We start from the raw sequence: 21,654 nt of genomic DNA, 5'->3' as shown, positions 1-21,654 counted from the left end.
TGGGAAACCGCTTATCGCGGAGGTGAATCCTATGGGCAAGGCGCTAAAACCGTTGGTGATCGTCCTCCTCCTTTTGAGCATCGCTTCGCTCGTTCTAGGGATCCTGCTGTTCTCCAAGCGCGAGATCCTCAAGGAGCGCACGCGGCTGCACGAGACCGGCTTGGCCGACATCGCCGCCAAGTTCCACTACGACCAGCTCAACGTCGCCGCCCTGAAGGACGTAACCCAGTTGAAGCCCCAGCTCGACCTCATGGCCGTCGCCGCGGGCAACCAGTACGACGACCTCCAGAACACCAAGGCCGACCTGGCCGCCACGAAGACCAAGCTGGCCGAGACGGAGCAGATGCTCGCCGACACCCGCGCGGAACTCGAAGTGGCCAAGAACCAGATCGTCCAGCTCAACGCCACCATCGAGCAGAAGGACGCCGAGATCGCGCAGGCCAACGGCCGCATCGACCAGCTCGAGCAGGATAAGATCGGCCTCCAGGCCCAGATCGACGAGATCAACCTGGAGATGGCGAAGAAGGACGACCAGATCGCGGATCTCAAGTCCACCATCACCACGCTGGAGAACTACATCGCCAAGATCGAGCCGCCGACGGGCAGCCCGAAGAAACTGATGGGGCTCACCGGGCGCATCCTGGTGGTGAATCCCGACTGGAACTTCGTGGTCCTGGATCTCGGCCAGGAAGAGGGCATTGTGCCCAACACGGAATTGCACGTGCACCGTGACGACAAGCTGGTCGGCAAGGTCAAGGTCAGCACCGTCGAGCAGAACACGGCCATCGCCGACATCGTGAAGGATTGGGAACAGGTCCCGGTGAAAGAGGGCGACGATGTCCTTATCTTCTAAACTGGCCGCGTGGCTGGCCCTGGTTTCGGTCGTCTGCTTCCTGGTCCTGATCGGGCTGCAGGCGTTCGAGCTGGTCCACTACGGGGCGGAACCCTCGGTCTGGCCCTGACCCATGAAGGCCGTCCTGGGTTTCCTCGGCCTGATGCTGGGCCTGCTGTTCTCCGGGTGCGCGACGCCGGACCAGGACTCCGATCTTCCCTGGAACACGCCGCAGCCCTGGGAAACGGCCCCCACGATCCCGGGCTTGAACGACCGGTAAAAAAGCGTCTTTCGTCCTACCCCTTGATCAGCGCCTCGGCGATCTGGATGGCGTTCTGGGCGGCGCCCTTCCAGATGTTGTCGCCGGAGGCCCACAGCACCAGCCCGTTGTCGCAACTCTGGTCCTTACGAATGCGGCCGACCAGCACGTCATAGCCCCCCGAGGCATCCTTCGGCATCGGGTACACGGCGTTCTTCGGGTCGTCCACGACCTTGATGCCGGGCGCCTTCGCGAGCAGGTCACGCGCCTGGGCGGGGCTCAAGGGCTTTTCGAATTCGACGTTGATCGCGATGCTGTGCCCGTTGACCACCGGCACGCGCACGCAGGTGTTCCCCACCCGGATCGACGAATCGCCCAGGATTTTATGGGTTTCCTTGCGCATCTTGATCTCCTCGGAGCTCTCGCCCGAGTCGTCCTTGAACGAGCCCACGCCCGGGATCAGGTTGAAGGCGATCTGGTGCGGGTACACCTCGCGGGGCAGCGGCTGGCCGGTCACCCACGCGCGGGTCTGCGCCTCCAACTCCCGCACGGCCGGCGCGCCGGTGCCGGACACAGCCTGGTAGGTACTCGCCACGATCCGCTTGATCTTCGCGGCGCGGTGCAGTGGCGCCAGCGGCATCAGGGCGATGATCGTGCTGCAGTTGGGATTCGCGATGAAGTTCGGGTGGCCCTTCAGCGCCTCCGGGTTGATCTCGGGGATCACCAGCGGGACGCGCGGGTCCATGCGGAAGTCGTCGCCGTTGTCCACGACAACACAGCCGCGCTTGGCGGCCTCCCAGCCCAGGGTCTGGGAGGCGCCCTTCGCGCCCTCGGTCCCGGCGAAGAAGGCGAAATCCATGCCCTCGAACGCCTCGGGCGAGCCGACCTTGACGGGATACTCCACCCCGTCGATCACCTCCGTGCGCTCGCTGCGCGCGAAGATGGTCAGGTTCGCCACGGGAAAATTACGCAACTTGAGCAGGCGCACCATCTCGGTGCCGACCGCCCCAATGCCCACGACGCAGACGTTGCAGTTCTTCATGACCGGTCTCCACAGTTACGAGGGTTCAGGGTTCGGGGTTCAGGATTCGAGAGCCTTTCTCCTGAACCCTGACCACTGAACCCTAACCCCTTCTACTATACCCGTTCCGCCACCAGGTCTCCGACCTGGGTCGTGCCGTAGCCCATCTTCCCGGCGGCCAGGCTCTTGAGCTTGTTCGCCGTGACATCCATGACCGCCTTCTCGATCGCGGCCGCCGCGGCGGATTCCCCGAGCGTGTCCAGCATCATGCCGCCGGCGCAGACGGCCGCCAGCGGGTTGATGACGTTCCGGCCCGTGTACTTGGGCGCGGAGCCGCCGATCGGCTCGAACATGCTCACGCCCTCCGGGTTGATGTTGCCGCCGGCCGCGATACCCATGCCGCCCTGCGTGATGGCGCCGAGGTCGGTGATGATGTCGCCGAACATGTTACCCGTGACGATCACGTCGAACCACTCGGGATTCTTGACCATCCACATGCAGGTCGCGTCCACGTGATAGTACTCGCGCTTGATGTCCGCGAAGTCCTTCGCGCCCATCTCGTGGAACGCGCGCTCCCACAGGTCGTAGACGTAGGTCAGCACGTTCGTCTTCCCGCACAGCGCTAGGGTCTTTCTCTTGTTCCGCTTCCGCGTGTACTCGAAGGCGTACTTCAGGCAACGGTCCACCTGGAACCGGGTATAGACCGCCGATTGCACGGCCACCTCGTGCGGGGTGCCCTTCATCGTGAAGCCGCCCGTGCCCGTGTACAGGTCGCCCGTGTTCTCGCGCACCACGACGTAGTCGATGTGCTCGGGGCCCTTGCCGACCAGGGGGCAGGCGACACCGGGATAGAGCTTGACCGGCCGCAGGTTGATATACTGGTCCAGCTCGAAGCGAAGGCGCAGCAGGATGCCCTTCTCGAGGATGCCGGGCTTGACGTCCGGGTGGCCGATGGCGCCGAGGTAGATGGCATCGAACTTGCGCATTTCGCCGGAGGCGCTGTCCGGCAGGACTTCGCCCGTCCGCAGGTAGCGATCGCCCCCGAAGTCGAAGTCGGTCGTGTTCAGCTTGAACCCGAATTTCGCCGCCGCCGCGTTCAGGACCTTGAGGCCCTCGCGCACGACCTCCGGCCCCGTTCCGTCGCCGCCGATTACCGCTATGTTGTAGCTTTTCATGCTCGCACCTTTCCCGTGGAATCGGCGGACGTCCGACTCGCGCCCGCCCGCCGCATTGAAGAACGACCCCAACGGGATTCGAACCCGTGTGTCCAGGATGAAAACCTGGTATCCTAGGCCTCTAGATGATGGGGTCGCCCGGCGGCCTTTCGGGCCGCAAACCGGGGGACTTTAGCACAAAACGCCGGGAGGGCAACCGGCATTTTTGAATGATCCGGACGGGCCGCCGTCTAACCGTGCGGAAACCGATGCGTGTTGATTCAGCCGCGGGAAAGCGGTATACGGGTTTCAAGCGAGTGGACCAACAAAGGAGACAGCCATGAATCGCCTGATGAAATGGATGGGAGTGAGCAGCCTGGCCCTGGTCGCGCTGGTGTTTTCGGCGGGATGCGCCGCGTTCCGCGCCTCGACGACCGATGTCAACGTGGAGGACCGCCAGCATTTCGGCTCCACGTACGATTACACCGACATGCGCTTCCTCACGGAGGAGGTCGCCAACGAACTGCTGGCCAGCCCCTTCCTCAACGACCAGCCCCAGCCCCCGATCATGATGATCGCGGGCGTGCAGAACCGGACGATGGACCACCGCGACCTCAAGGCCCTGACGGACCGCATCCGCACGATGATCATCCAGGCCGGCAAGGCCCAGTTCGTCAACGAGTCCCGGCGCGAGGAACTGCTCAAGGAGCAGGGCTACCAGGCCGCGCACGCCACGGCGGAGACCCAGACGGCGATCGGCCGCCAACTCGGCGCCAAGTACATGCTTACCGGCTCGCTGATCGAGATGGAGGACCGGTCGAAGCGCCAGGTCCGCGTCTCGAAGCAGCAGCGCAACTACTACAAGCTGACGATCGAGATCACCGACCTGGAAACGGGCCTGATTTCCTGGACCACGGAGAAGGAATTCGCCCGCCAGGCCAGCCTGCCGCTGATCGGCTGGTAAAGGAGCTCCCATGGCCCGTCCGCGCGCCATTGCCTGGGTGAGGCTTTGCGCCCTGCTGGCCCTCGCGGGCCTGGGCGCCGGATGCGCCACCCCCGGCCTGGAAGCCGCCCGCCAGAACTACTACCTCGGGCGGACGGCCCAGGCTGACCAGGTGCTGGAGACGGCCAAGCCCCCGGAAAAGGACGAGGTCCTCTTCCTGATGGAGCGCGGCACCATCCGGCAAGCGGCGGGGCGCTACGAGGACAGCGCCAAGGACTTCGACGCGGCGAACCAGCGGCTCGAGGAGTTGCAGACCTACAGCGTCTCCAAGGGCGCCGCCAGCTGGGTGGTCAACGACGGCGTCCAGAATTTCCGCGGGGCGCCGTTCGAGCGGACCTTGCTCCACGCCATGGCGGCCAAGAACTACCTGGCCCTGGGGAAATGGGACGATGCCGCGGTCGAGTCGCGCCGCATCATCAAGTCCCTGGAACCGGACATCCGGGGCGAGTATCCCGAGGACGCCTACTCGCGGTACATGGCCGGGTTCTGCCTGGAGATGATCGACGACGATTCCAATGCGGCCCTGCAGTACAAGCGCGCCTCGGAGCTCATGGGCGGGCTCGCCGTGAACGAGAACACCGGCCGCCTTTACGTGCGACCCCCGCCCGGCGCGGACGGCCAGCCCGCCGCCCCTCCCGCGGAAACCGAAGAACGCTGGCCGGCGGAACTGGTCGCCTTCGTCCTGATCGGCCGCGCCCCCCGGGCCGACGCCCAGTGGCGCGAGGACTGGCACCCGGAGCCGGCGGCCTATGCCGAGATTTATGCCGGGAACCAACTCCTGGGCCGGAGCTACAACCTCTCCGACACGGTCGAGCTGACCTTTCTGACCGAAAAACTGCGCGCGCTGCAGCAGACCGCCAAGACCGTCGGCCGCATCATTCTCAAGGAAGCCATCGCCGAAGCCGTCGAGCATGAAACTCATAGCGAAGGCTGGGGGGAACTGGTCCGATTCATCCTGATCGGGCTGCTGGAGCAGCCGGATGTCCGGCGGTGGCAAACGCTGCCCCGGTGGATGCAGGTGGCGCGGGTCCGGGCGCCGAAGGATCTCTCCTCGGTCAAGGTCGTGTTCAAGAATTCCATGGGGAATACCCTGCGCTCCGTGGAAGTTTCCGCGCCCTTGACTCGGCGCCGCAATACATTCGTCACGTTCTGCAGGGATATCGTACCGCGCTGAACGGGACGGGCCGGAAACTTCAATGCCGGTCTTATACCAAATCCGGGTGAAGGCGGGTAGATTTCGGGCTCGCAGGAGCTCGCCCCTCCATGATTCCTGCCACTGGAGGGCGGAGCTCTGCGACGCCGTTCGCACCGCCTCTCACCCGTACATGGTATTACGCCCTGACGGGCGCGCTGCAAACCTCCTGCTGGTAGCGCGGCCGTAAGGCCGTAGAAGCAGGATGGCCCGGAGCCTTCATCCTATCCAGTTACAAGCCTGTACGATCCCCCCAACGCCGGAAGCCGCCATTCGCATTTGGGCCTGTTCCAAACGGGGTTCTGTCATCCCGAGCGGAGCCGCCTGCCCACCTCCGGCGGGAGGGATCTCCGGAGTCGTGAAGAACGCTGGAGATTCCCCGCTTCGCTCGGAATGACAACACATCGCTTCCGAGGCGGGTAGGTCATAATTCGAATTGCTGCGCCGGAGACCGAACTACTCGCGCAACACGTGACCGTCCTGGTCGCACTGCGGATTCTGTCCGATCGCCATGATCGTGTACTCGCCCCGGGCGGGGCACACGGGGAAACCCCTCTGGAAATACGGGGTGATGTCCCCCTCGCCCACCGGGTCCCCCTCGCCGGCGAAATTCTCCATGGCCCACTGCTCCTTCGCGGAATCGATCTGACGAAGATTGTCGATGCACCGCACCCGCTGGGAGGACTGCCTTGCGCGCAGCAAGCCGGGAACGGCCAATCCTGCCAGGAGCCCAATGAAACTGACCACGATCATGATTTCAAGCAAGGTGAACCCGCGCCGTAGAGTCGCCCGTTTCGGAACCACCGCCGTGCGACACTGGATTCGCCTTTTCATGGGGCCCGAGTGCATATAAATAAAGCAGGCTTCATGCCAAGCTCCAGCTTATCTATTTCACGGGCAAATAATTACACAAAAAAAGCAGCCCCGGCGCCATGCCGGGGCTGCTAACGGGTGGACTGACCACTTACAGAACGGCGTTATGCGAATCGGCGTTGAAATTCGCGCAGGTCGGATCCGTTGCCAGGTCGCCGATGGTGTAATCAAACGCATCGGAGAGGGGGCAAATCGGGGATTCATCATTCTTCATGTAGGGCTGGATGTCCGCTTCGCCCGGGGCCGCATCGGCCGCCGCGCCCGTTTCCAGCGCCCACTGCTGCTTGGCCGCATCAATCAGCCGGAGGTTGTTGATGCAGGTATTGGTCTGGGTCGTCTGGCGCGCGCGCACAAACGACGGAATGGCGATGGCCGCCAACAGGCCAATGATGGCCACAACGATCATGATCTCCACCAGCGTGAAACCAGCATTCCTTCTCATTGCATTCTCCTCTAGTTGTTTTCTCTTATCCGCCATGGGCTACCCCAGCCCTTCGTATTGATAATAAGCAATCACCATGCCATGCGAGCCAAGGCCATTCAAAGGGCCGAAAAAGATACAAAACCAATAGATACCGATGCGCACATTGGAATAAAAAAATGCTTCGGCGACGGATAACATCTTCGCAACTATTTAATAGACAATATAATACACAATATTTTAACAATCGACAATGTGTAATCAAATTATAAAAGATGACATAACAACTTTGAAAATAATCGAAAGCGGTATAGCGAGGGACAAGTTACTTGTTATAAAACGTTTGCAACAAGCCTTATTCTCTGGGCTCCGGAAGCTTCCGGTAGAGAGTGGCAAGGCTTATCTTTAACGCCTTGGCGGCCTTGGCTTTATCACCATCAACGTTCTTTAGCACCTGCTCAAGGTACTCTTTTTCCTTGCTGCGAAGGAAGCTCTTCAGTGATTTACCCTTGAACTGCTCGGCGCGGATTCCTATCGCCGCCGCGGTCGTGGCTCCGCTGTCGACTGCCGCGACAATCTTCGCGGGCAGGACATCCCTCGTGATACGCCCCTTTTCCTGTGCGAAGGTCATGGCGTGGCGGACGGCGTTTTCCAGTTCCCGCACGTTACCCGGCCAGGAGTACTGCTCCATGACCAACTGGGCATCCGGATCCACGGGCAAAGGCTCGCGGTTGGGGCCCGCCTCCTGGCGGAGAAAGTGATAGCACAAGGGAAGGACATCCTCGATACGCTCCCGCAGCGGCTTGATTTCTATAGGGATAACGCTCAAACGATAATACAGGTCTTCCCGGAACTTGCCCTGCTCGATCAGATTTTCCAGCCGGTCGTTTGTGGCGGCCAGGACACGGACATCCACGGCCACCGAGTCGGTCCCCCCCACCCGCCGAATCTGCTTGTCCTGGAGCACTCGCAGGAGCTTGCCCTGGATGCTGGGCGGCATGGCCCCGATCTCGTCCAGGAAGATCGTCCCGCCGTTGGCGGCCTCGAACAAGCCATCCTTGTTGACGGTGGCTCCCGTGAAGGCGCCCTTGACGTGCCCGAACATCTCTGACTCCAGGAGCGGCTCGGGCATGGCCGCGCAGTTGATGGGCAGGAACCGCTTGTTCTTCCGGCGGCTGTGGGCATGAATGGCCTTGGCCACCAGTTCCTTGCCCGTCCCGCTCTCCCCCAGGATCAGCACGGTGGTATCCGTCGGGGCCACCCGCTCGATCATTTCGCAGACCCGGCGCATGGCCGCGCTCTCGGCAATGATGTTCTCGAAATGGTAACGCGATTCGATCTGGGCCTTGAGTTCAACGTTCTCCGCCATCGCCGCCCCGTACTCCAGCGCCCGCTGGACGGTCAGCAGGAGCTCGTCCACCTTGAAGGGTTTGGTCACGTAGTCAAAGGCGCCCTGCTTCATGCTTTCGACGGCAGTCTCCACTGACCCGTACGCCGTGATCATGATTACCGCCGTCTGGGGCTTTTCCTTGCGGATCTGCTGGAGAAGCTGCATGCCGTCTACGGGGCTCATCCGGATGTCCGAGATCATGAGGTCGAACTGCTCGTTGCGGATGAGGTCCTGCGCCTTCTCGCCGCCCATGACCGGCAGCACCTCGTGCCCCTCGGCCTTGAGCAAGGTGCTTAACACGCTAAGGATACTGGCCTCGTCATCCACCAAGAGTATTCGCGCCATAATAATCTCCAAGACAACCCGACCACCGGGGTAAGAGTACAGGTTTATCCACTCAATGTTAAGAAAAATGTTCTCATTTTGTAAAAAATGGATGCATTTTTCATGCAAAGGGAGTGGTCCGGCGGCGATTATCCAAAGGGGTGTTGGAGCATGCGCGTGGATCACGCAACGCATCTCGATTCTGCCCTGCCGCCGGATTCAGAGCGGGCTTCAGAAGCCTACGATCTCATGCATCTTGAAGATGGGCATGAACATGCAGACCACGACGCCGCCGATGATCACGCCCAGGAACACGATCAGCAGGGGCTCAATGAGGGAGGTCAGGCCCGCGAGCGTGGTCTCCACTTCGTCGTTATAGAAGTCGGCGATCTTGGCGAGCATCTCGTCCACGCGGCCTGTTTTTTCGCCCGCCGTGAGCATGTGGATCAGCAGGCGGGGATAGGCCCTGCTCTTGTTGAGGGCCGCGGAGAGGGGCTCGCCCCGCTCGACGTTGGTCCGCGCGTCAAGGACGATCTTGCCCAGCACCTTGTTCCCCGTCGCGTAGGCGACGATCTCCATGGTTTGCAGGATCGGCACCCCGCTGCGCGTCAGTTGGGCGAAGGTGGAGGAGAATCGGGCGAGGGATATCTTGCGCACCAGTTCGCCGACAACCGGGAGCCGGAGCTTGATCCCGTCCCACATGAACGCCCCCTTCTCGGTTTTCTTGAACTGGCCCAGGGCGATCGCCGTCACGACGATCCCCGCCACGACAAAAACCGCGTTCTTGCGCATGGCGGTGCTGACGTTCATGAGCCACTGGGTGGGGCCGGGAAGATCCGCCCCGAAGTCGGCATAGATGCTCGCGAAGATGGGCACGATCCAGATGATCAGGGACGACGTGATAAGCAGGGCGACCACCATCACGATGACGGGGTACATCATGGCCGACTTGACCTTGCGCTTCAGCCGCACCCAGCCCTCGAGAAAGGTCGCGATGCGGGCGGTGGTTTCCGCCAGCATGCCCCCGCTCTCCCCGGCCCGCAGCATGCTGATGTAGAGCTCGTCGAAGATGTCCGGGTACTGGGCCAGCGCCTCGGAAAAAGACGCCCCGCCCTCGATGCGCGACTTGACGCCGCTGATGACGTGCTTGAAGACCTTGTTGGTGTTCTGCTCCTCCAGCGCCTCCAGGGTCTGGACCACCGGCAGACCGGCCGACAGCATGGCGCCCATCTGGCGGGTGAAGGCCGGCAGTTCCTTGGCCTTGATCTTCTGCGCGCCGGGGATCCGGCGCTTCCGGATCGGGGCCGAGGCGGCGGTCGCGGCGGAACGGGACCGGCTTCCCGGCGTTGTGCTGATGGCCATCGTGATTTCTCCTCGCGCCGTCGCCTTCCCTAGTCTCCGCTGGTGACGAGCAGCGCTTCCTCGATGCTGGTGATCCCCTCGCGGACGCGCTGCAATCCCGCCTCGCGGAGGGTGAGCATGCCACCCTTGACGGCCTGCTCCCGGATCGCGCCCGCGCTGGCTTCCTCGAGGATCAGGGCGCGCACCGGGTCATCCAGGAGCAGAACCTCCATCAGCGCCGCCCGGCCCCGGTAGCCCGTGTTGAAGCATTTCGGGCAGCCGACGGCCTCGTACATCTTGACGTCGGCGAACCGTTCCGGGTCGATATGGTTCAGCCGCAGAATTTCGAGGGGCATCCGGCGCTCCTTCTTGCAGGCCGGGCAGAGCTTGCGGTACAGCCGCTGCGCCTGGGTCATGATCAGCGACGAGGCCAGCAGGAACGCCTCGATGCCCATGTAGAGGAGCCGGGCCACGGCGCCGGCGGCGTCGTTCGTGTGCAGGGTGCTCAACAGCAGGTGGCCGGTCAGGGCGGCCTGGACGGCGATGGCGGCCGTTTCCTGGTCGCGTATTTCGCCGACCATCACGATGTCGGGGTCCTGCCGCAGGATGGAGCGCAGGCCGGTGGCGAAGGTCAGGCCGACCTCCGGGTGGGCCTGGATCTGGTTGATGCCCTGCAACTGGTACTCCACCGGGTCCTCGATCGTGATGATATTGACGTCGAGGGTGTTCAGCTCCTGCAGGGCGGAATAGAGGGTGGTGGTCTTGCCGCTGCCCGTCGGCCCGGTGACCAGGATCATGCCGTGCGGCTGGCCGATGGAATACCGCAGATCCTCGTAGGCCTTCTTGTCCAGCCCCAACGACGCCAGGTTGGGCGCCAGCGCGGCGCGGTCGAGGATGCGCATGACGATCTTCTCGCCGTGCACGGTGGGCAGGATGCTGACGCGCACGTCGGCCTCCTTGCCGACAGCGCGAATGCGGAAGCGGCCGTCCTGCGGGATGCGGCGCTCGGCGATGTTGAGGTTGGCCATGATCTTCACGCGCGAGATGATCGCGGACTGCAGCGACTTCGGCGGGCTCGGCGTTTCGTACAGGGAGCCGTCGATGCGGTAGCGCAGCCGGATGCTTTTTTCCATCGGCTCCACGTGGATATCGCTGGCGTGCTTGCGGATCGCCTCGATCATGATCGAGTTGACGATCCGGATGACCGGCGCGTCGCCGGCGCTCTCCAGCATCTCCTCGAGGCTGATCTCCTCCTTCTCCTCGCGGCCGACCTCGACCTCGCCTTCACTCACGTCCCGGATGATTTCCTCGAGCCCCTGGCCCGGCGCCTTCGTGAACCGCTGGAGCAGGTCGGTGACCTCCTTCTCGGCGGCCACGACGGGCACGATCTCCAGGTGGGTATGGGTATGGACCTCCTCGAGGCCGACCACGTCGAAGGGATCGGCCACGGCCAGCGTGAGCATGGAGCCCGTGCGGTCCAGCGGGAGCATGGCGTGCGCCGCCAGCAGTTCCATCGGCAGGATCTGGAGCAGGTCGGGATTGGGCGTGAAATGGGTCAGCGTGATCGGCGGAATTTTCAGATGCTCGGCCAGGGCAAGGGTCATGTCGAGGGCGGAGACCAGGTTTTTCTCGACCAGCAGCTTCTCCAGCCGCCGGCCGGAGGTGCTGGCCTCCTGCCGCACTTCGCGCAGCGGTTCCTCGGGAATGTCCCGGCGCTGCAACAGAATATCCAGTACCCGTTCGCCCAACGAACCCGCTTCCATGGCGCTTTCCTTCCCGTTCCCTGTCCTTCAAGCAACTGCAATGCCAACCGCCGCCGGCCCGCCCGGCCGCAGGCGCTGGATGACAAATGGCATCTTGTGTATTATATAGGACAAAGGCCCAACAGGAAAGCCGGATGGACAAGAACCCACAGGACGCCTCGGGAGATGCCCCCCACGTACGGGAGGCCATCGCCGCCTTCGAGCAGATCCTCGAAGCCCTGCCGGACGACCGGCTGGCGCTCGAGACCCTGTTCGACGCCTACGAGGAGATCGGCGACCGCCCCAAGGCCCTCGAGTACCTGGTCCGCCTGGCGCGCGTCGTGGCGGACGAATCGGACGCCGAGGCCGCGCCCCGGATCATCGAGAAGCTCCACGAGCTGGGCGCGGGCCAGCCCCCCGCGGCGGCCCTGGCGGAGCGGCTCACCCGCCTGACCTCGCCCGTGGAGCCCGCGGCCGCCGCCGCCGAACCCGTCCGCCGCCGCGGCGTGGATATCGCCCCCGAGCTCGCGCTGGCCTGGAACCTGGCGCAGGCCGGGGAGCTCTCCCAGGAGGACTACGCCTCCATCGCGCACGACTTAAGCGAGAATTCCATGCGCACGGTGGTCGTGCCCGTCACGGTCCAGCACGTCCTCTACGACCGGGGGTTCAAGCAGATCGACAAGATCCTGCAGTTCATGTCCATCAACAGCGGGCTGCCGATCATCCCGCTCGGGCAGTTCGACCTGCCGAAGGAGGCCTACAGCCTGCTGCCCGCGGATTTCATGGCGCGCCGCGCCGCGGTGGTGTTCGAGCTGATGAATTCCGACGCGCTGGTGGCCCTGCTCAACCCCTACGACACCGAGCTGCGCGACGAGGTCCGGCGCCTCACCGGGCGCTCCTGCCATTTCTTCCTCACGACCGCGCTGGCCTACGACGCCTGCCTGGACCGGATCCGCAAGCAGATCGAGGCGGAGGCGGCGGAGAATCCGGCCTGACGGCGCGAGGCCGCCACGAGTTATACCAAATCCGGGTGAGGCGGGTAGATTTCGGGCTCGCAGGAGCTCGCCCCTCCATGATTCCTGCCACTGGAGGGCGGAGCTCTGCGACGCCGTTCGTACCGCCTCTCACCCGTACCTGGTATTAGCGGGCGTCGATCACGTCCCGGTGCTCCCGGAAATACAGCCCGCCGGAGACCAGCGTGATTCCCGCGACGGCCAGCGAGATCGCGTAGGTCAGGCGGCCGAACCACAGGTCGAAGGACTCCAGCGCCGCGGGCGAGGCCCGGCCCAGGAAATCGTGGCGCAGCGCCAGGCCCATCAGCACCAGCACGATGGCCGTGATCTGCCAAACGGTCTTGTGCTTGCCCCACCGCCCCGCGGAGACCACGTGGCCGCGATGCGCGGCCAGCAGGCGAAGCCCCGTGACCAGGAATTCGCGGCCGATGATCACCACCGCGATCCACGCGGGCACCAGTTGCATCCCGACGAAGCTGACAAACGCGGCGCAGACCAGCACCTTGTCCGTGAGCGGGTCCATCAGCTGCCCGAACGCCGTGATGCCGTAGTGGCGCCGGGCCAGGTAGCCGTCGAAATAGTCCGTGATCGCCGCGGCACTGAAGACGAGCAGCGCCGCGGTCCGCGCGAAGGGAAACTCCAGCGACAGAAAGGCCATCATCACGGCGGCCAGCAGGAGGCGGCTCAAGGTCAGCATGTTCGGCAGATTCATCGGGCCGGTCCGGGAGGCGGCGTCCGCTCCGCCGCGGGTTTCACGTCATCCAGGTAGGCGTCCGGGGGTTCCCGGAGCAGCGGCAGGGGCGGGCGCGGGCTCGCGGGCTCCGCGGCCCGGGTCTCGACCGCCTCGGGCGGCGCGGGCATCGCCTTCTCCCGGCCCCGCCACAGCCGCCACGCGATGAACACGAGAACGAGCAGGCCGGCGATCCACAGCGGTCTCTTCCACGCCACCAGCTTCGGGCGGCACGCGGCCCAGAGGCGCCGCGCCTGGCGGCTCGCGAGGTCCGCCAGCGAAGGGCGCGAATAGTTGCGGTCCTCCGCCACGAGCGAGGGCGGCTCCTTGGCCGCATGCTGCTCCGTGTAGGCCCGGATCAGGGGCCCGGGGTCCAGGCCCAGGTAGCCCGCGTACAGGCGGATGAACCCCTTGGCGTACGTCGGCGCGGCCATGGGCTTGAAGTCATTGCGCTCGAGGGCCTCAACGTGCTGGACCTTCATCCGCGTCGCGGACGCGGCCTGGGAGCACGTCACTTTCTTCCTCTCCCGGGCCTCGCGCAGGGTCTGTCCGATGTCCAGCATGGGCGTCAGCTCTCTTCGTCGGGCTCATTCTGCGGGATTTCGCCGTCCAGGTCGATCAGGATCTCCCGCGGGTCGGAGCCGGAGGGCGGGCCGACCACGCCGCGCTCCTCGAGCAGGTCGATCAAGCGGGCCGCGCGCGTGTACCCGATGCGCAGGCGCCGCTGCAGCGAGGAGGTGGACGCGCGGCGCGTCTGGCGGATGACCTCGATGGCCTGGTCGAGCAGTTCGTCGTCCTCTTCCATCTCCGGCAGGTCGGCGGTCTTGCCCTCGATCTTGTCCTTGACGGCGGCCTCGTAGCTGGGGGCGCCCTGCTTCTTCCAGTATTCCGTCAGCCGCCGGATCTCGGCGTCGGTGGTCAGGGTGCCCTGGGCCCGAACGAGCTTGCTGGTGCCGGGCGGCAGGAAGAGCATGTCGCCCTTGCCGAGCAGCTTGTCCGCGCCGTTGGCGTCGAGGATGGTGCGGCTGTCCACCTTCTGGGCCACCTGGAAGCTGATGCGCGCCGGGAAGTTGGCCTTGATCGTCCCGGTGATCACGTTCACGGACGGGCGCTGCGTCGCGAGGATCATGTGGATGCCCACGGCGCGGGAGAGCTGGGCCAGCCGGGTGATGGACAGCTCGATCTCCGCCTGGGCCACGAGCATCAGGTCGGCCAGTTCGTCCACGATGATCACGATGTACGGCAGGCGGTCGGGGATCTGCTCCTCGGGCGGCGGCGCCTCGGCCCCGCCCTCCGGGAACAGTTCCGCCTGCTTCATCAGCGGCCGCCGGTTGAAGGACTGGATGTTGCGGACGCCGACCTTGGCGAAAAGCTTGTAGCGCTTCTCCATCTCGTTGATCGCCCAGCGCAGCCCGATGCCGACCTTCTTGGAATCCGTGATCACGGGCACGACGAGGTGCGGCAGGTGGTTGTAGACGGAGAATTCGACGATCTTCGGGTCGATCAGCATCAGGCGCATCTGGTCCGGCGTGCGGGTCATCAGCAGGCCCGCGAGGATGGAGTTCATGCAGACGGTCTTGCCGGAGCCGGTCGCGCCGGCGATCAGCATGTGCGGCATCTCGCCCAGGTCGGCCACGAGATCGCGCCCGCCGACGTCCTTGCCGAGCGCGAGCGGCAGCGCGGCCGGGGAGTTTTTCCAGGCGGGGCTTTCGAGGATCTCGCGGAGGCAGACCATCGTGGTCTTGGAATTGGGCACCTCGATGCCGACCACGCCCTTGCCGGGGATCGGGGCCTGGACGCGCACGCTCTCGGCCTTCATGGCCAGGGCGATGTTGTTGCTCAAGGCGACGATACGCTCGACCCGCACGCCGGGCGCCGGCAGCAATTCATAGCGCGTCACCACCGGCCCGCTCTCCACGTGGGTGACGTCCACCTCCACGCCGAATTCCGACATGGTTTCCTTGAGGATCTCGGCGCCCGCGCGGTAGTCGCCCTTGATCTCGCGCTCGGAATCCGGCGGGATGGGATCGAGCAGGTCGAGGCCGGGCAGCGGCAGGTTGCCGACCGGCGCCAGCGGGGCGGGCGCCGGAGGCGGCGCGGGCTTGGGCGGACGCGGCGGACGGGGTGGGCGCGGCGGCTCGGCGGGCGGCTCGCGCTCCGGCTTGCGCGGCGGCGGGGGCGGCTCCGCCGGGGGAGTCCTGGCGGGCGCGGCGGGACGCGCGGATTCCGTGCGCCGCGCGGCCGCCTCCCGCATGGCCTCCTCGAGACGCTGGCGGCGGCGGTCGATTTCCTTCTGCTCCGCGGCGGCGGCCTCGCGCCCCTCCCGGCGCCGGGCCATCCGGGCGGTCAGCGCGGCGGCCAGGACGCCGAACCAAGAGCCCAGCTTGCGCAGCACATGCAGCGGATGGGTCTCGGCCACGAAGATCACGGCGGCCAGGAGTACGGCCGCGGCGACCACCGTGGTGCCGGGGCGGCCCAGCAGACGCACCAGGAATCCCTCACCGAGCCCGCAGCCCAGCAGGCCGCCGGGACTCGCGGCATTGACGCGGTGGAGCCACTCCCGGGCGCCTCCCGCGTGCAGATCGAGCAGGGTGGCGGCGGCCAGCAGGCCGCCCAGCATCCACACGGCCTTGGGCCAGAACCGGCCTTCGCGCTGGAACAGCAGGTACAGGCCCGCCCCGGCCAGGACGAGCGGCGCCAGCCAGGCCCCCAGGCCGAGGCCCATGAACAGCAGGAACGCGAGCCACGCCCCGACCGGCCCGACGAAGTTCATGGTCGGGTCGTTCGGGGGTTCCTGGATGACGGAGATATCCTCCGCCCGGTAGGATCCCAGGCTCAACACCAGGAGCACCGCCAGGGCCAGCAGGAGAATCCCCGCCGCATCCCGCCAGCCGGTACGCCGGAAATCTTTCAAGGCCGCCATACCGGGCATCCTATCAATCCCCGGCGGCCGGTAGCAAGAATCGCCTTCGCCGGGCGGGCGCCGCGCCGCCCGGTTAAAAAAACGATCACCTTTTATGAAATATGATCGGCCCTCTTCGCTCGACACGAGGCCGGGGATCGGGCAGGATGGGATAGAGGAAGCGTTACCCATACAAAGGAGAAAGCCATGATCAAGAGCATCCTGGTGTGCCTGGACGGGTCCCCGCACAGCGACGCGGCCTGCGACCTGGCTCTTCATCTCACCTCCAAGCTGCAGGCGCGGCTGCTGGGCCTGCACGTCCTCGACTCGCGCATGCTGGAGGGCCCGCTGATGGCCGACCTTTCGGGCTGGGTCGGAGCCCAACCTTACGGGGCGCAGTTGCAGCAGTTCCGCACCCTCATGGAGCAGAAGGGCCAGGCCGTCGTGCGGGCCTTCGACGACCGCTGCACAAAGGCCGGCCTCCAGGCGGAGAGCTGGCTCAAGATGGGCCACCCGGCGCGCGTCATCCTCGAGGAGGAAACCCGCGCGGAACTGGTGGTCATGGGCCAGCGCGGGGAGCACGCGGACTGGATGGGCGACCTGATGGGATCCACCGTCGAGCGGGTGATCCGCCATTCCATCAAGCCGTGCCTCGTCGTCCCCGACCGCTTCAAGCCGTTCACGCGGATCCTCGCCGCCTACGACGGCAGCCTCCACGCCAGCCAGGCCCTCCGCGAGGCCGCCGAGCTGGCCGTCGCGCTCGACCTGGAGATCGTCGTGCTCACGGTCGCCGAATCCGGCGACAAGGAGAAGGCGGCGGCGGTCTCGAAGGACGCCATGGCGCTGGTCGGGGCGCACGGGGCCCGCGCGCGGGCGCAGATCGGCCACGGCCGCTCGGCCGCGACCATCCTCGAATGCGCGCAGCAGGAGCAGTGCGACCTGATCGTCGTCGGCGCCTACGGGCACAGCCGCGTGCGCGAGATGATCCTCGGCAGCACCACGACCACGCTGGTCACCCTGTCGCGCCTGCCCGTGATGCTCGTGCGCTGAACCCGGAGCGGCGATGCCCTATCTCCTCCCCGCGCTCCTGCTGGCGTTCGTGCTCGTCGGCGCGGCCTGGTGGCTCTCCCGGGCGATCCGCCAGGCCCTGGAGCGCGCGCGGAACGATACGGCCCTGACCCTGCTCCAGAACCAGGTCCACGCCGTGGCCCAGCAGACCGCCCAGCAGGCCGAGGCGCTGCAGGCCGCCCTGCGGGGCTTCTCGGGCCAGATCGGCCAGGCCCTGGACGCCACGCGCAAGGGGATGGACGAGCGGCTCGACGGCGCCGCGCGCGTCATCCAGGGCGTCAGCGTGAAACTGGGCCAGCTCGACGAGGCCTCGAAGCGCATCTTCGACGTCGGGCGCGACATCGCGGGCCTGCAGGAAATCCTGCGCGCGCCGAAGCTACGGGGCAACATCGGCGAGCTGTTCCTGGACGACCTGCTCGGCCAGATCCTGCCGCCGGAGCACTACCGGATGCAGCACGCGTTCCGCAACGGCCAGGCCGTGGACGCGGTGATCGTGCTCCGGAGCGGGATGGTGCCCGTGGACGCCAAGTTTCCCCTCGACAACTTCCGGCAGCTCGTCGCGGCCGCCGGCGACGAGGCGCGCGCCGCGGCGCGCAAGCTCTTCGCGCGCGACGTCAAGAAGCACATCGACGCGATCGCGGAAAAGTACATCCGGACCGACGAGGGCACGTTCGACTTCGCGCTGATGTACATCCCGGCGGAGAACGTCTACTACGAGACCATCATCAAGGACGACAGCGCCGAGGGCGAGTCGGCCCTGTTCCAGTACGCCCTCAAGAAGCGGGTGATCCCCGTTTCGCCGAACAGCTTCTACGCCTACCTCCAGACCATCCTGCTCGGGCTCAAGGGGCTGCGGATCGAGGAGAGCGCGCGGGAGCTGCTCGACAAGCTCGTCGGGCTGCGGCGCGACCTGGAGAGGTTCGACGAGGCCTTCCGGCTGATCGGCCAGCACCTCGACAACTCGAAGAAGAAATACGACGAAGCCGAAAAGCGGCTGACAAAAATCGAGGGGCACATGGAGCAGTTGGAAGGCACCTCCAAGGGGCTCGAAGCCCCCGCCTCGCCGCCATCCGTCCCGCTCCAACCGTAGGAAAATCCTGTTTGCATTTTTTATTTTTTGAGAGAGCCTTTTTGCCGTTTTTCCAGTTTTTAAAGGCGTTTTGACCTGCAGCGCGGACAAATAGGAGGGTGGGCGCGCGTGGAAATGAACACTGGCGCATTTCCTGCTGATTAAATCTGGATTAGCATTAAAAGGCACTTTGCATAAGGGCTGGGAGGTCATGTTGATGACGGGCAGGGCATGGTGGTGCAGGAAGGCGGCTCGTGTCTGTGTTTATGGCTTGATGGCGGTGGGCCTGGCGCTTCCGGCGGAGGCCGTGAAGGTCCGCATCGCCTCGTGGAACACGCTGTTCGGCGTCGGGGCGGTCGGCTCCACCAATTACAACGCGGCCAAGGGCATCCTGCAGCGGATCAATCCCGACATCATCGCCTTCCAGGAATTGAACGACGGCGACTACGATTACTGGGTAACGCTCGCCGCGGAGCTGGACTATCCCTATTACGCCTACGGCACGGGCGGCACGTACGCCGGCGCGCACCGCAACGGGTTCTACAGCCGCTACCCCATCACGGCCACGTACGAAATCAAGGAGCCGGACGGCGCCAAGGAGATGACCCGCTGGCCGCTGCACGCGGTGATCCAGGTGCCCGGCGCGTTGAACCCCTTCCATTATTACTGCGTGCACAACAAGGCCGCCGACACCAGCGCCGATCAGTTCCGGCGGGCCCTGGAGCTCATGCGCACGGTGACCAACATCGCCGGCTGGGCCGAGACCTACCCGCTGGACACGGAGTACGTGATCACGGGGGACTTCAACGAGGACGTGACCGACAGTCAGGTGGATAGTTTTGCCTCGCAACCGGCCGGGGATTACCCGGCCGATTTCGCCGTGGGAACGGACATTGTCTACGCGGTCAAGTACCGGCTTCACCCGACCGACAAGCCCGCCGAGATCGGCCTGGAGCAGTTCAACATCTTCCAGGAAGACAGCACGAACATGAACACGTACATGACCGGGCCGCGCTACGACTACTTCTATTTCAGCGGCCAGATCATGGACAGCCCGTACGGGGCCCCTGTCGGCGAGATCTACAACTCCGCCCAGGACGACGGCAGCGGCGGGTTGACGAAGTACGGCGCGCCCCTCGCCGCCTCGACCAGCACCAACTCGTCCGATCACTTCCTGATTTTCTCCGACATTCATTTGATGGACTCGCTCCCCTGCCTGAACCCGGTCGCGCTGATCAGCGAGGTGGTGGACCATCCGACCAACGCCGGCGCGAACTACGTCGAGTTGTACAACTCCGGCACGGCCGGTTATTCGCTGACCAACTACACGCTGGTCATCTACCGGGACGGCTCCACGACGCTGAACGTGCCGTTGAGCAACTCGATCGCCGCGGGCCAGACCTACATCGTCACGGCCCGGACCTCCGATTTCTTCAACGCGTACGGCCTGGGCGCGGAACGGGCGCACACCAACCTGTTGTTCCTGAACGGCAACGACGTGGTGGCGCTGAAAAACTCGGCCGGCTCGATCATGGACATCTACGGCGTCTCCGGCGAGCCGGCGAGCACCAACGACTACAGCATGGCCTGGGCCTACCGCAGCAACGCGGTGTACCGCAAGGCCGGGGTCTGCGATCCCCTGTCGGAATTCGACACCAACGAGTGGACCCTCGTGGCGGGGGCCTTGGCCACGCCCCGGGTCCACGCGGCCTGCGACCAGGCCGGCGTGGTCAGTTCCTCCCTGCGCCTGTCGCCCTCCGCGCCCTTCCACACCACGGCCGTGGCGATCGTGGTCGCGCTCCAGGACAACCTCCCCGCCTCCAACCTGGCCGCCGCGGCGTTCTACCGGATCGCGAGCGGCGCCTGGGTGAGCAACGCCATGACGGAGGGCGCGAGCAACCAGTGGTCCACCGGCACCCTCTCCATGTCGCCCGACGCCGGCGACAGCTTCGATTATTATGTCCGGTATGCGTTCCAGGGCACCAACGCCGTCAGCCCGGGCTTCACCGTGACCAACAGTTACGCTTTCCCGGCCACCTACGAGGCGGCATCCCGCCCGTTCTTCAACGAGGTTCAAGCGGACGGCAACAGCACGGACACCAACGAGTTTGTTGAACTCATCGCGCCGGCCGGGGTGAATCTCCAGGGCTATTTCATCCGCCATTTCAACGGGGCCACGAACGAAGAGGGCGGTTTGTGGCGGTATGACCTGCCTTCCATCACCGTGCCGGACGACGGCGTGGTCAACACCAACGGACAGGCCATGGGCTTCGTGGTGATTAGCCAGAACAGCAACAACGTGGCCAATACCGACCTCTTGCTGCCGGATAGCCTTCAAAACGGGCCCGGCGACGGCCTGGTCCTCTACGACTCGGTGACCAATATCCTCGACGCCATCGCTTGGGGCGGCGCGGGCGACCTGGCCTACGACGACCCCGGCACCGTGTTCACCAACATCTCGTCGCTCGAGAACACCTACCTTCACGTTCTGCGCGCCGATTCCTCGACAGACACCACGCTCCAGGCGCCCAACGATATCATCGGCACGACCACGAACTGGATCCTGGCCACGGCCACCCCGGGCGCGATCAACAGCGGGCAGATCTCCGGCAGCCTGGTCACCGGCGAGAAAGACACCGACAGCGACAGTTTCTTCGACCCGGACGACAACTGCCCCACCAACTGGAACCCCATCCAGAGCGACGCGGACGGCGACGGGCTCGGCGACGCCTGCGATCCGGACATCGACGACGACGGCGTGCTGAACGCCAGCGACAATTGCCCGTATCTCGCCAATGCCGACCAGGTGGACAGTGACGGCGACGGCGACGGCGATGCCTGCGATTACGACGACGACAACGACGGGATCTACGACGACGAGGACAACTGCCCGGCCACCTACAACCCGGACCAGGCCGACCTGGACGGCGACGGGCAGGGCGATGCGTGCGACCTCGACCTGGACGGCGACGGGGTGTCGAACTCGCTCGACAACTGCTCCTCCGCATACAACCCGCTGCAGGAAAATGCCGACGGGGACTCACAGGGCGACGCCTGCGACGACGACAGCGACAACGATGGCATCCCGAACGACAGCGACAACTGCCCGACCACCTCCAATCCCGGGCAGCAGGACTCCAACGGGGACGGCATCGGCGACGCCTGCGCCGTGGACGCGGACCTCGACGGCGTCGAGGACAGCGTGGACAACTGCCCGGGCATCGCCAATGCCAACCAGCTTGACCGGGACGGGGACGGCACGGGCGACGCATGCGATGAGTGTACCGGGGCGATCGTGACCACCAACCTGCTGGACGAGT

At 65.1% G+C, this 21,654-nt stretch carries 17 protein-coding genes, 1 tRNA gene and 2 pseudogenes; 9 read left to right on the top strand and 11 right to left on the bottom strand.

The genetic code is table 11. The features are described from left to right. Positions 1-31: 31 nt before the first annotated feature. Both KA248_03540 and KA248_03535 read left to right on the top strand, forming a co-directional pair. On the top strand, positions 32-853 hold the full coding sequence (locus tag KA248_03540; protein ID MBP7828971.1) for a hypothetical protein: 822 nt from the start codon (positions 32-34) through the stop codon (positions 851-853). Between the two features lie 112 nt (positions 854-965). Beyond that, complete coding sequence (locus tag KA248_03535) at positions 966-1,112, top strand: hypothetical protein (protein MBP7828970.1); 147 nt, start codon at positions 966-968, stop codon at positions 1,110-1,112. Positions 1,113-1,128: 16 nt separating this feature from the next. Here the strand turns inward: KA248_03535 and KA248_03530 are convergent, their stop codons facing one another. The 3 genes from KA248_03530 to KA248_03520 all read right to left on the bottom strand — a co-directional run bounded on the left by KA248_03530 (position 1,129) and on the right by KA248_03520 (position 3,423). Then, complete coding sequence (locus tag KA248_03530) at positions 1,129-2,133, bottom strand: aspartate-semialdehyde dehydrogenase (GenBank protein ID MBP7828969.1); 1,005 nt, start codon at positions 2,131-2,133, stop codon at positions 1,129-1,131. A 95-nt stretch (positions 2,134-2,228) separates the two neighbouring features. Then, positions 2,229-3,287: a 3-isopropylmalate dehydrogenase gene (locus tag KA248_03525; GenBank protein MBP7828968.1), complete on the bottom strand. Its 1,059-nt coding sequence runs from the start codon at positions 3,285-3,287 to the stop codon at positions 2,229-2,231. Between the two features lie 63 nt (positions 3,288-3,350). Continuing rightward, positions 3,351-3,423, bottom strand: a tRNA-Glu gene (locus KA248_03520). Positions 3,424-3,606: 183 nt separating this feature from the next. On the opposite strand from KA248_03520, the gene KA248_03515 reads away from it, so the two are divergent. After that, positions 3,607-4,230 carry a hypothetical protein gene (locus KA248_03515; GenBank protein MBP7828967.1) on the top strand — a complete coding sequence of 208 codons (624 nt, stop codon included), beginning with the start codon at positions 3,607-3,609 and terminating at the stop codon, positions 4,228-4,230. A 10-nt stretch (positions 4,231-4,240) separates the two neighbouring features. Continuing rightward, positions 4,241-5,443 (top strand): hypothetical protein, encoded by a 1,203-nt coding sequence (locus KA248_03510; GenBank protein MBP7828966.1) that lies wholly within the window; start codon positions 4,241-4,243, stop codon positions 5,441-5,443. Between the two features lie 474 nt (positions 5,444-5,917). On the opposite strand, the gene KA248_03505 is transcribed toward KA248_03510, so the two are convergent. From KA248_03505 to KA248_03485, 5 genes are all read right to left on the bottom strand, one after another. Beyond that, positions 5,918-6,295 (bottom strand): prepilin-type N-terminal cleavage/methylation domain-containing protein, encoded by a 378-nt coding sequence (locus tag KA248_03505; protein ID MBP7828965.1) that lies wholly within the window; start codon positions 6,293-6,295, stop codon positions 5,918-5,920. Between the two features lie 130 nt (positions 6,296-6,425). Then, positions 6,426-6,776, bottom strand: coding sequence for a type II secretion system protein (locus tag KA248_03500; protein ID MBP7828964.1), 351 nt, complete (start codon positions 6,774-6,776; stop codon positions 6,426-6,428). Between the two features lie 334 nt (positions 6,777-7,110). Beyond that, positions 7,111-8,490: a sigma-54-dependent Fis family transcriptional regulator gene (locus KA248_03495; protein ID MBP7828963.1), complete on the bottom strand. Its 1,380-nt coding sequence runs from the start codon at positions 8,488-8,490 to the stop codon at positions 7,111-7,113. Positions 8,491-8,700: 210 nt separating this feature from the next. Beyond that, positions 8,701-9,831 carry a type II secretion system F family protein gene (locus KA248_03490; protein MBP7828962.1) on the bottom strand — a complete coding sequence of 377 codons (1,131 nt, stop codon included), beginning with the start codon at positions 9,829-9,831 and terminating at the stop codon, positions 8,701-8,703. Between the two features lie 29 nt (positions 9,832-9,860). Then, positions 9,861-11,573 (bottom strand): type II/IV secretion system protein, encoded by a 1,713-nt coding sequence (locus tag KA248_03485; protein ID MBP7828961.1) that lies wholly within the window; start codon positions 11,571-11,573, stop codon positions 9,861-9,863. Positions 11,574-11,707: 134 nt separating this feature from the next. Between KA248_03485 and KA248_03480 the strand changes: the two genes are divergently transcribed. Next, positions 11,708-12,547, top strand: a complete 840-nt coding sequence (locus KA248_03480; GenBank protein MBP7828960.1) for a hypothetical protein — start codon at positions 11,708-11,710, stop codon at positions 12,545-12,547. 145 nt (positions 12,548-12,692) lie between these two features. Here KA248_03480 and pgsA read toward each other — a convergent pair whose 3' ends face one another. Genes pgsA through KA248_03465 form a run of 3 tightly spaced genes read right to left on the bottom strand, consistent with a single transcriptional unit; the run spans position 12,693 to position 16,218 of the window. Continuing rightward, a complete protein-coding gene (gene pgsA / locus KA248_03475; protein ID MBP7828959.1) occupies positions 12,693-13,277 on the bottom strand; it encodes a CDP-diacylglycerol--glycerol-3-phosphate 3-phosphatidyltransferase in 585 nt (194 codons plus the stop codon). Then, entirely contained in the window at positions 13,274-13,858 is a 585-nt protein-coding gene (locus tag KA248_03470) for a helix-turn-helix domain-containing protein (GenBank protein MBP7828958.1), read from the bottom strand. The genes pgsA and KA248_03470 overlap by 4 nt, the downstream gene beginning before the upstream one ends. A 5-nt stretch (positions 13,859-13,863) precedes the next feature. Next, positions 13,864-16,218 carry a DNA translocase FtsK 4TM domain-containing protein gene (locus KA248_03465; GenBank protein MBP7828957.1) on the bottom strand — a complete coding sequence of 785 codons (2,355 nt, stop codon included), beginning with the start codon at positions 16,216-16,218 and terminating at the stop codon, positions 13,864-13,866. A gap of 186 nt (positions 16,219-16,404) precedes the next feature. Here KA248_03465 and KA248_03460 point away from each other — a divergent pair, with 186 nt between their 5' ends. The 4 genes and pseudogenes from KA248_03460 to KA248_03445 all read left to right on the top strand — a co-directional run bounded on the left by KA248_03460 (position 16,405) and on the right by KA248_03445 (position 21,611). Continuing rightward, positions 16,405-17,247, top strand: coding sequence for a universal stress protein (locus KA248_03460; protein MBP7828956.1), 843 nt, complete (start codon positions 16,405-16,407; stop codon positions 17,245-17,247). 13 nt (positions 17,248-17,260) lie between these two features. Then, positions 17,261-18,355, top strand: a complete 1,095-nt coding sequence (locus KA248_03455) for a DNA recombination protein RmuC (protein ID MBP7828955.1) — start codon at positions 17,261-17,263, stop codon at positions 18,353-18,355. A 190-nt stretch (positions 18,356-18,545) separates the two neighbouring features. Continuing rightward, positions 18,546-19,883 (top strand): annotated as a pseudogene (locus KA248_03450) (lamin tail domain-containing protein). A 714-nt stretch (positions 19,884-20,597) separates the two neighbouring features. Next, a pseudogene (locus tag KA248_03445) lies at positions 20,598-21,611 on the top strand (thrombospondin type 3 repeat-containing protein). The last annotated feature ends 43 nt before the right edge of the window (positions 21,612-21,654 follow it).

The sequence above is a fragment of the Kiritimatiellia bacterium genome (assembly GCA_018001225.1).
GTDB lineage: Bacteria > Verrucomicrobiota > Kiritimatiellia > CAIQIC01 > JAGNIJ01 > JAGNIJ01.
This window is presented reverse-complemented; position numbering and strand designations above follow the sequence as displayed.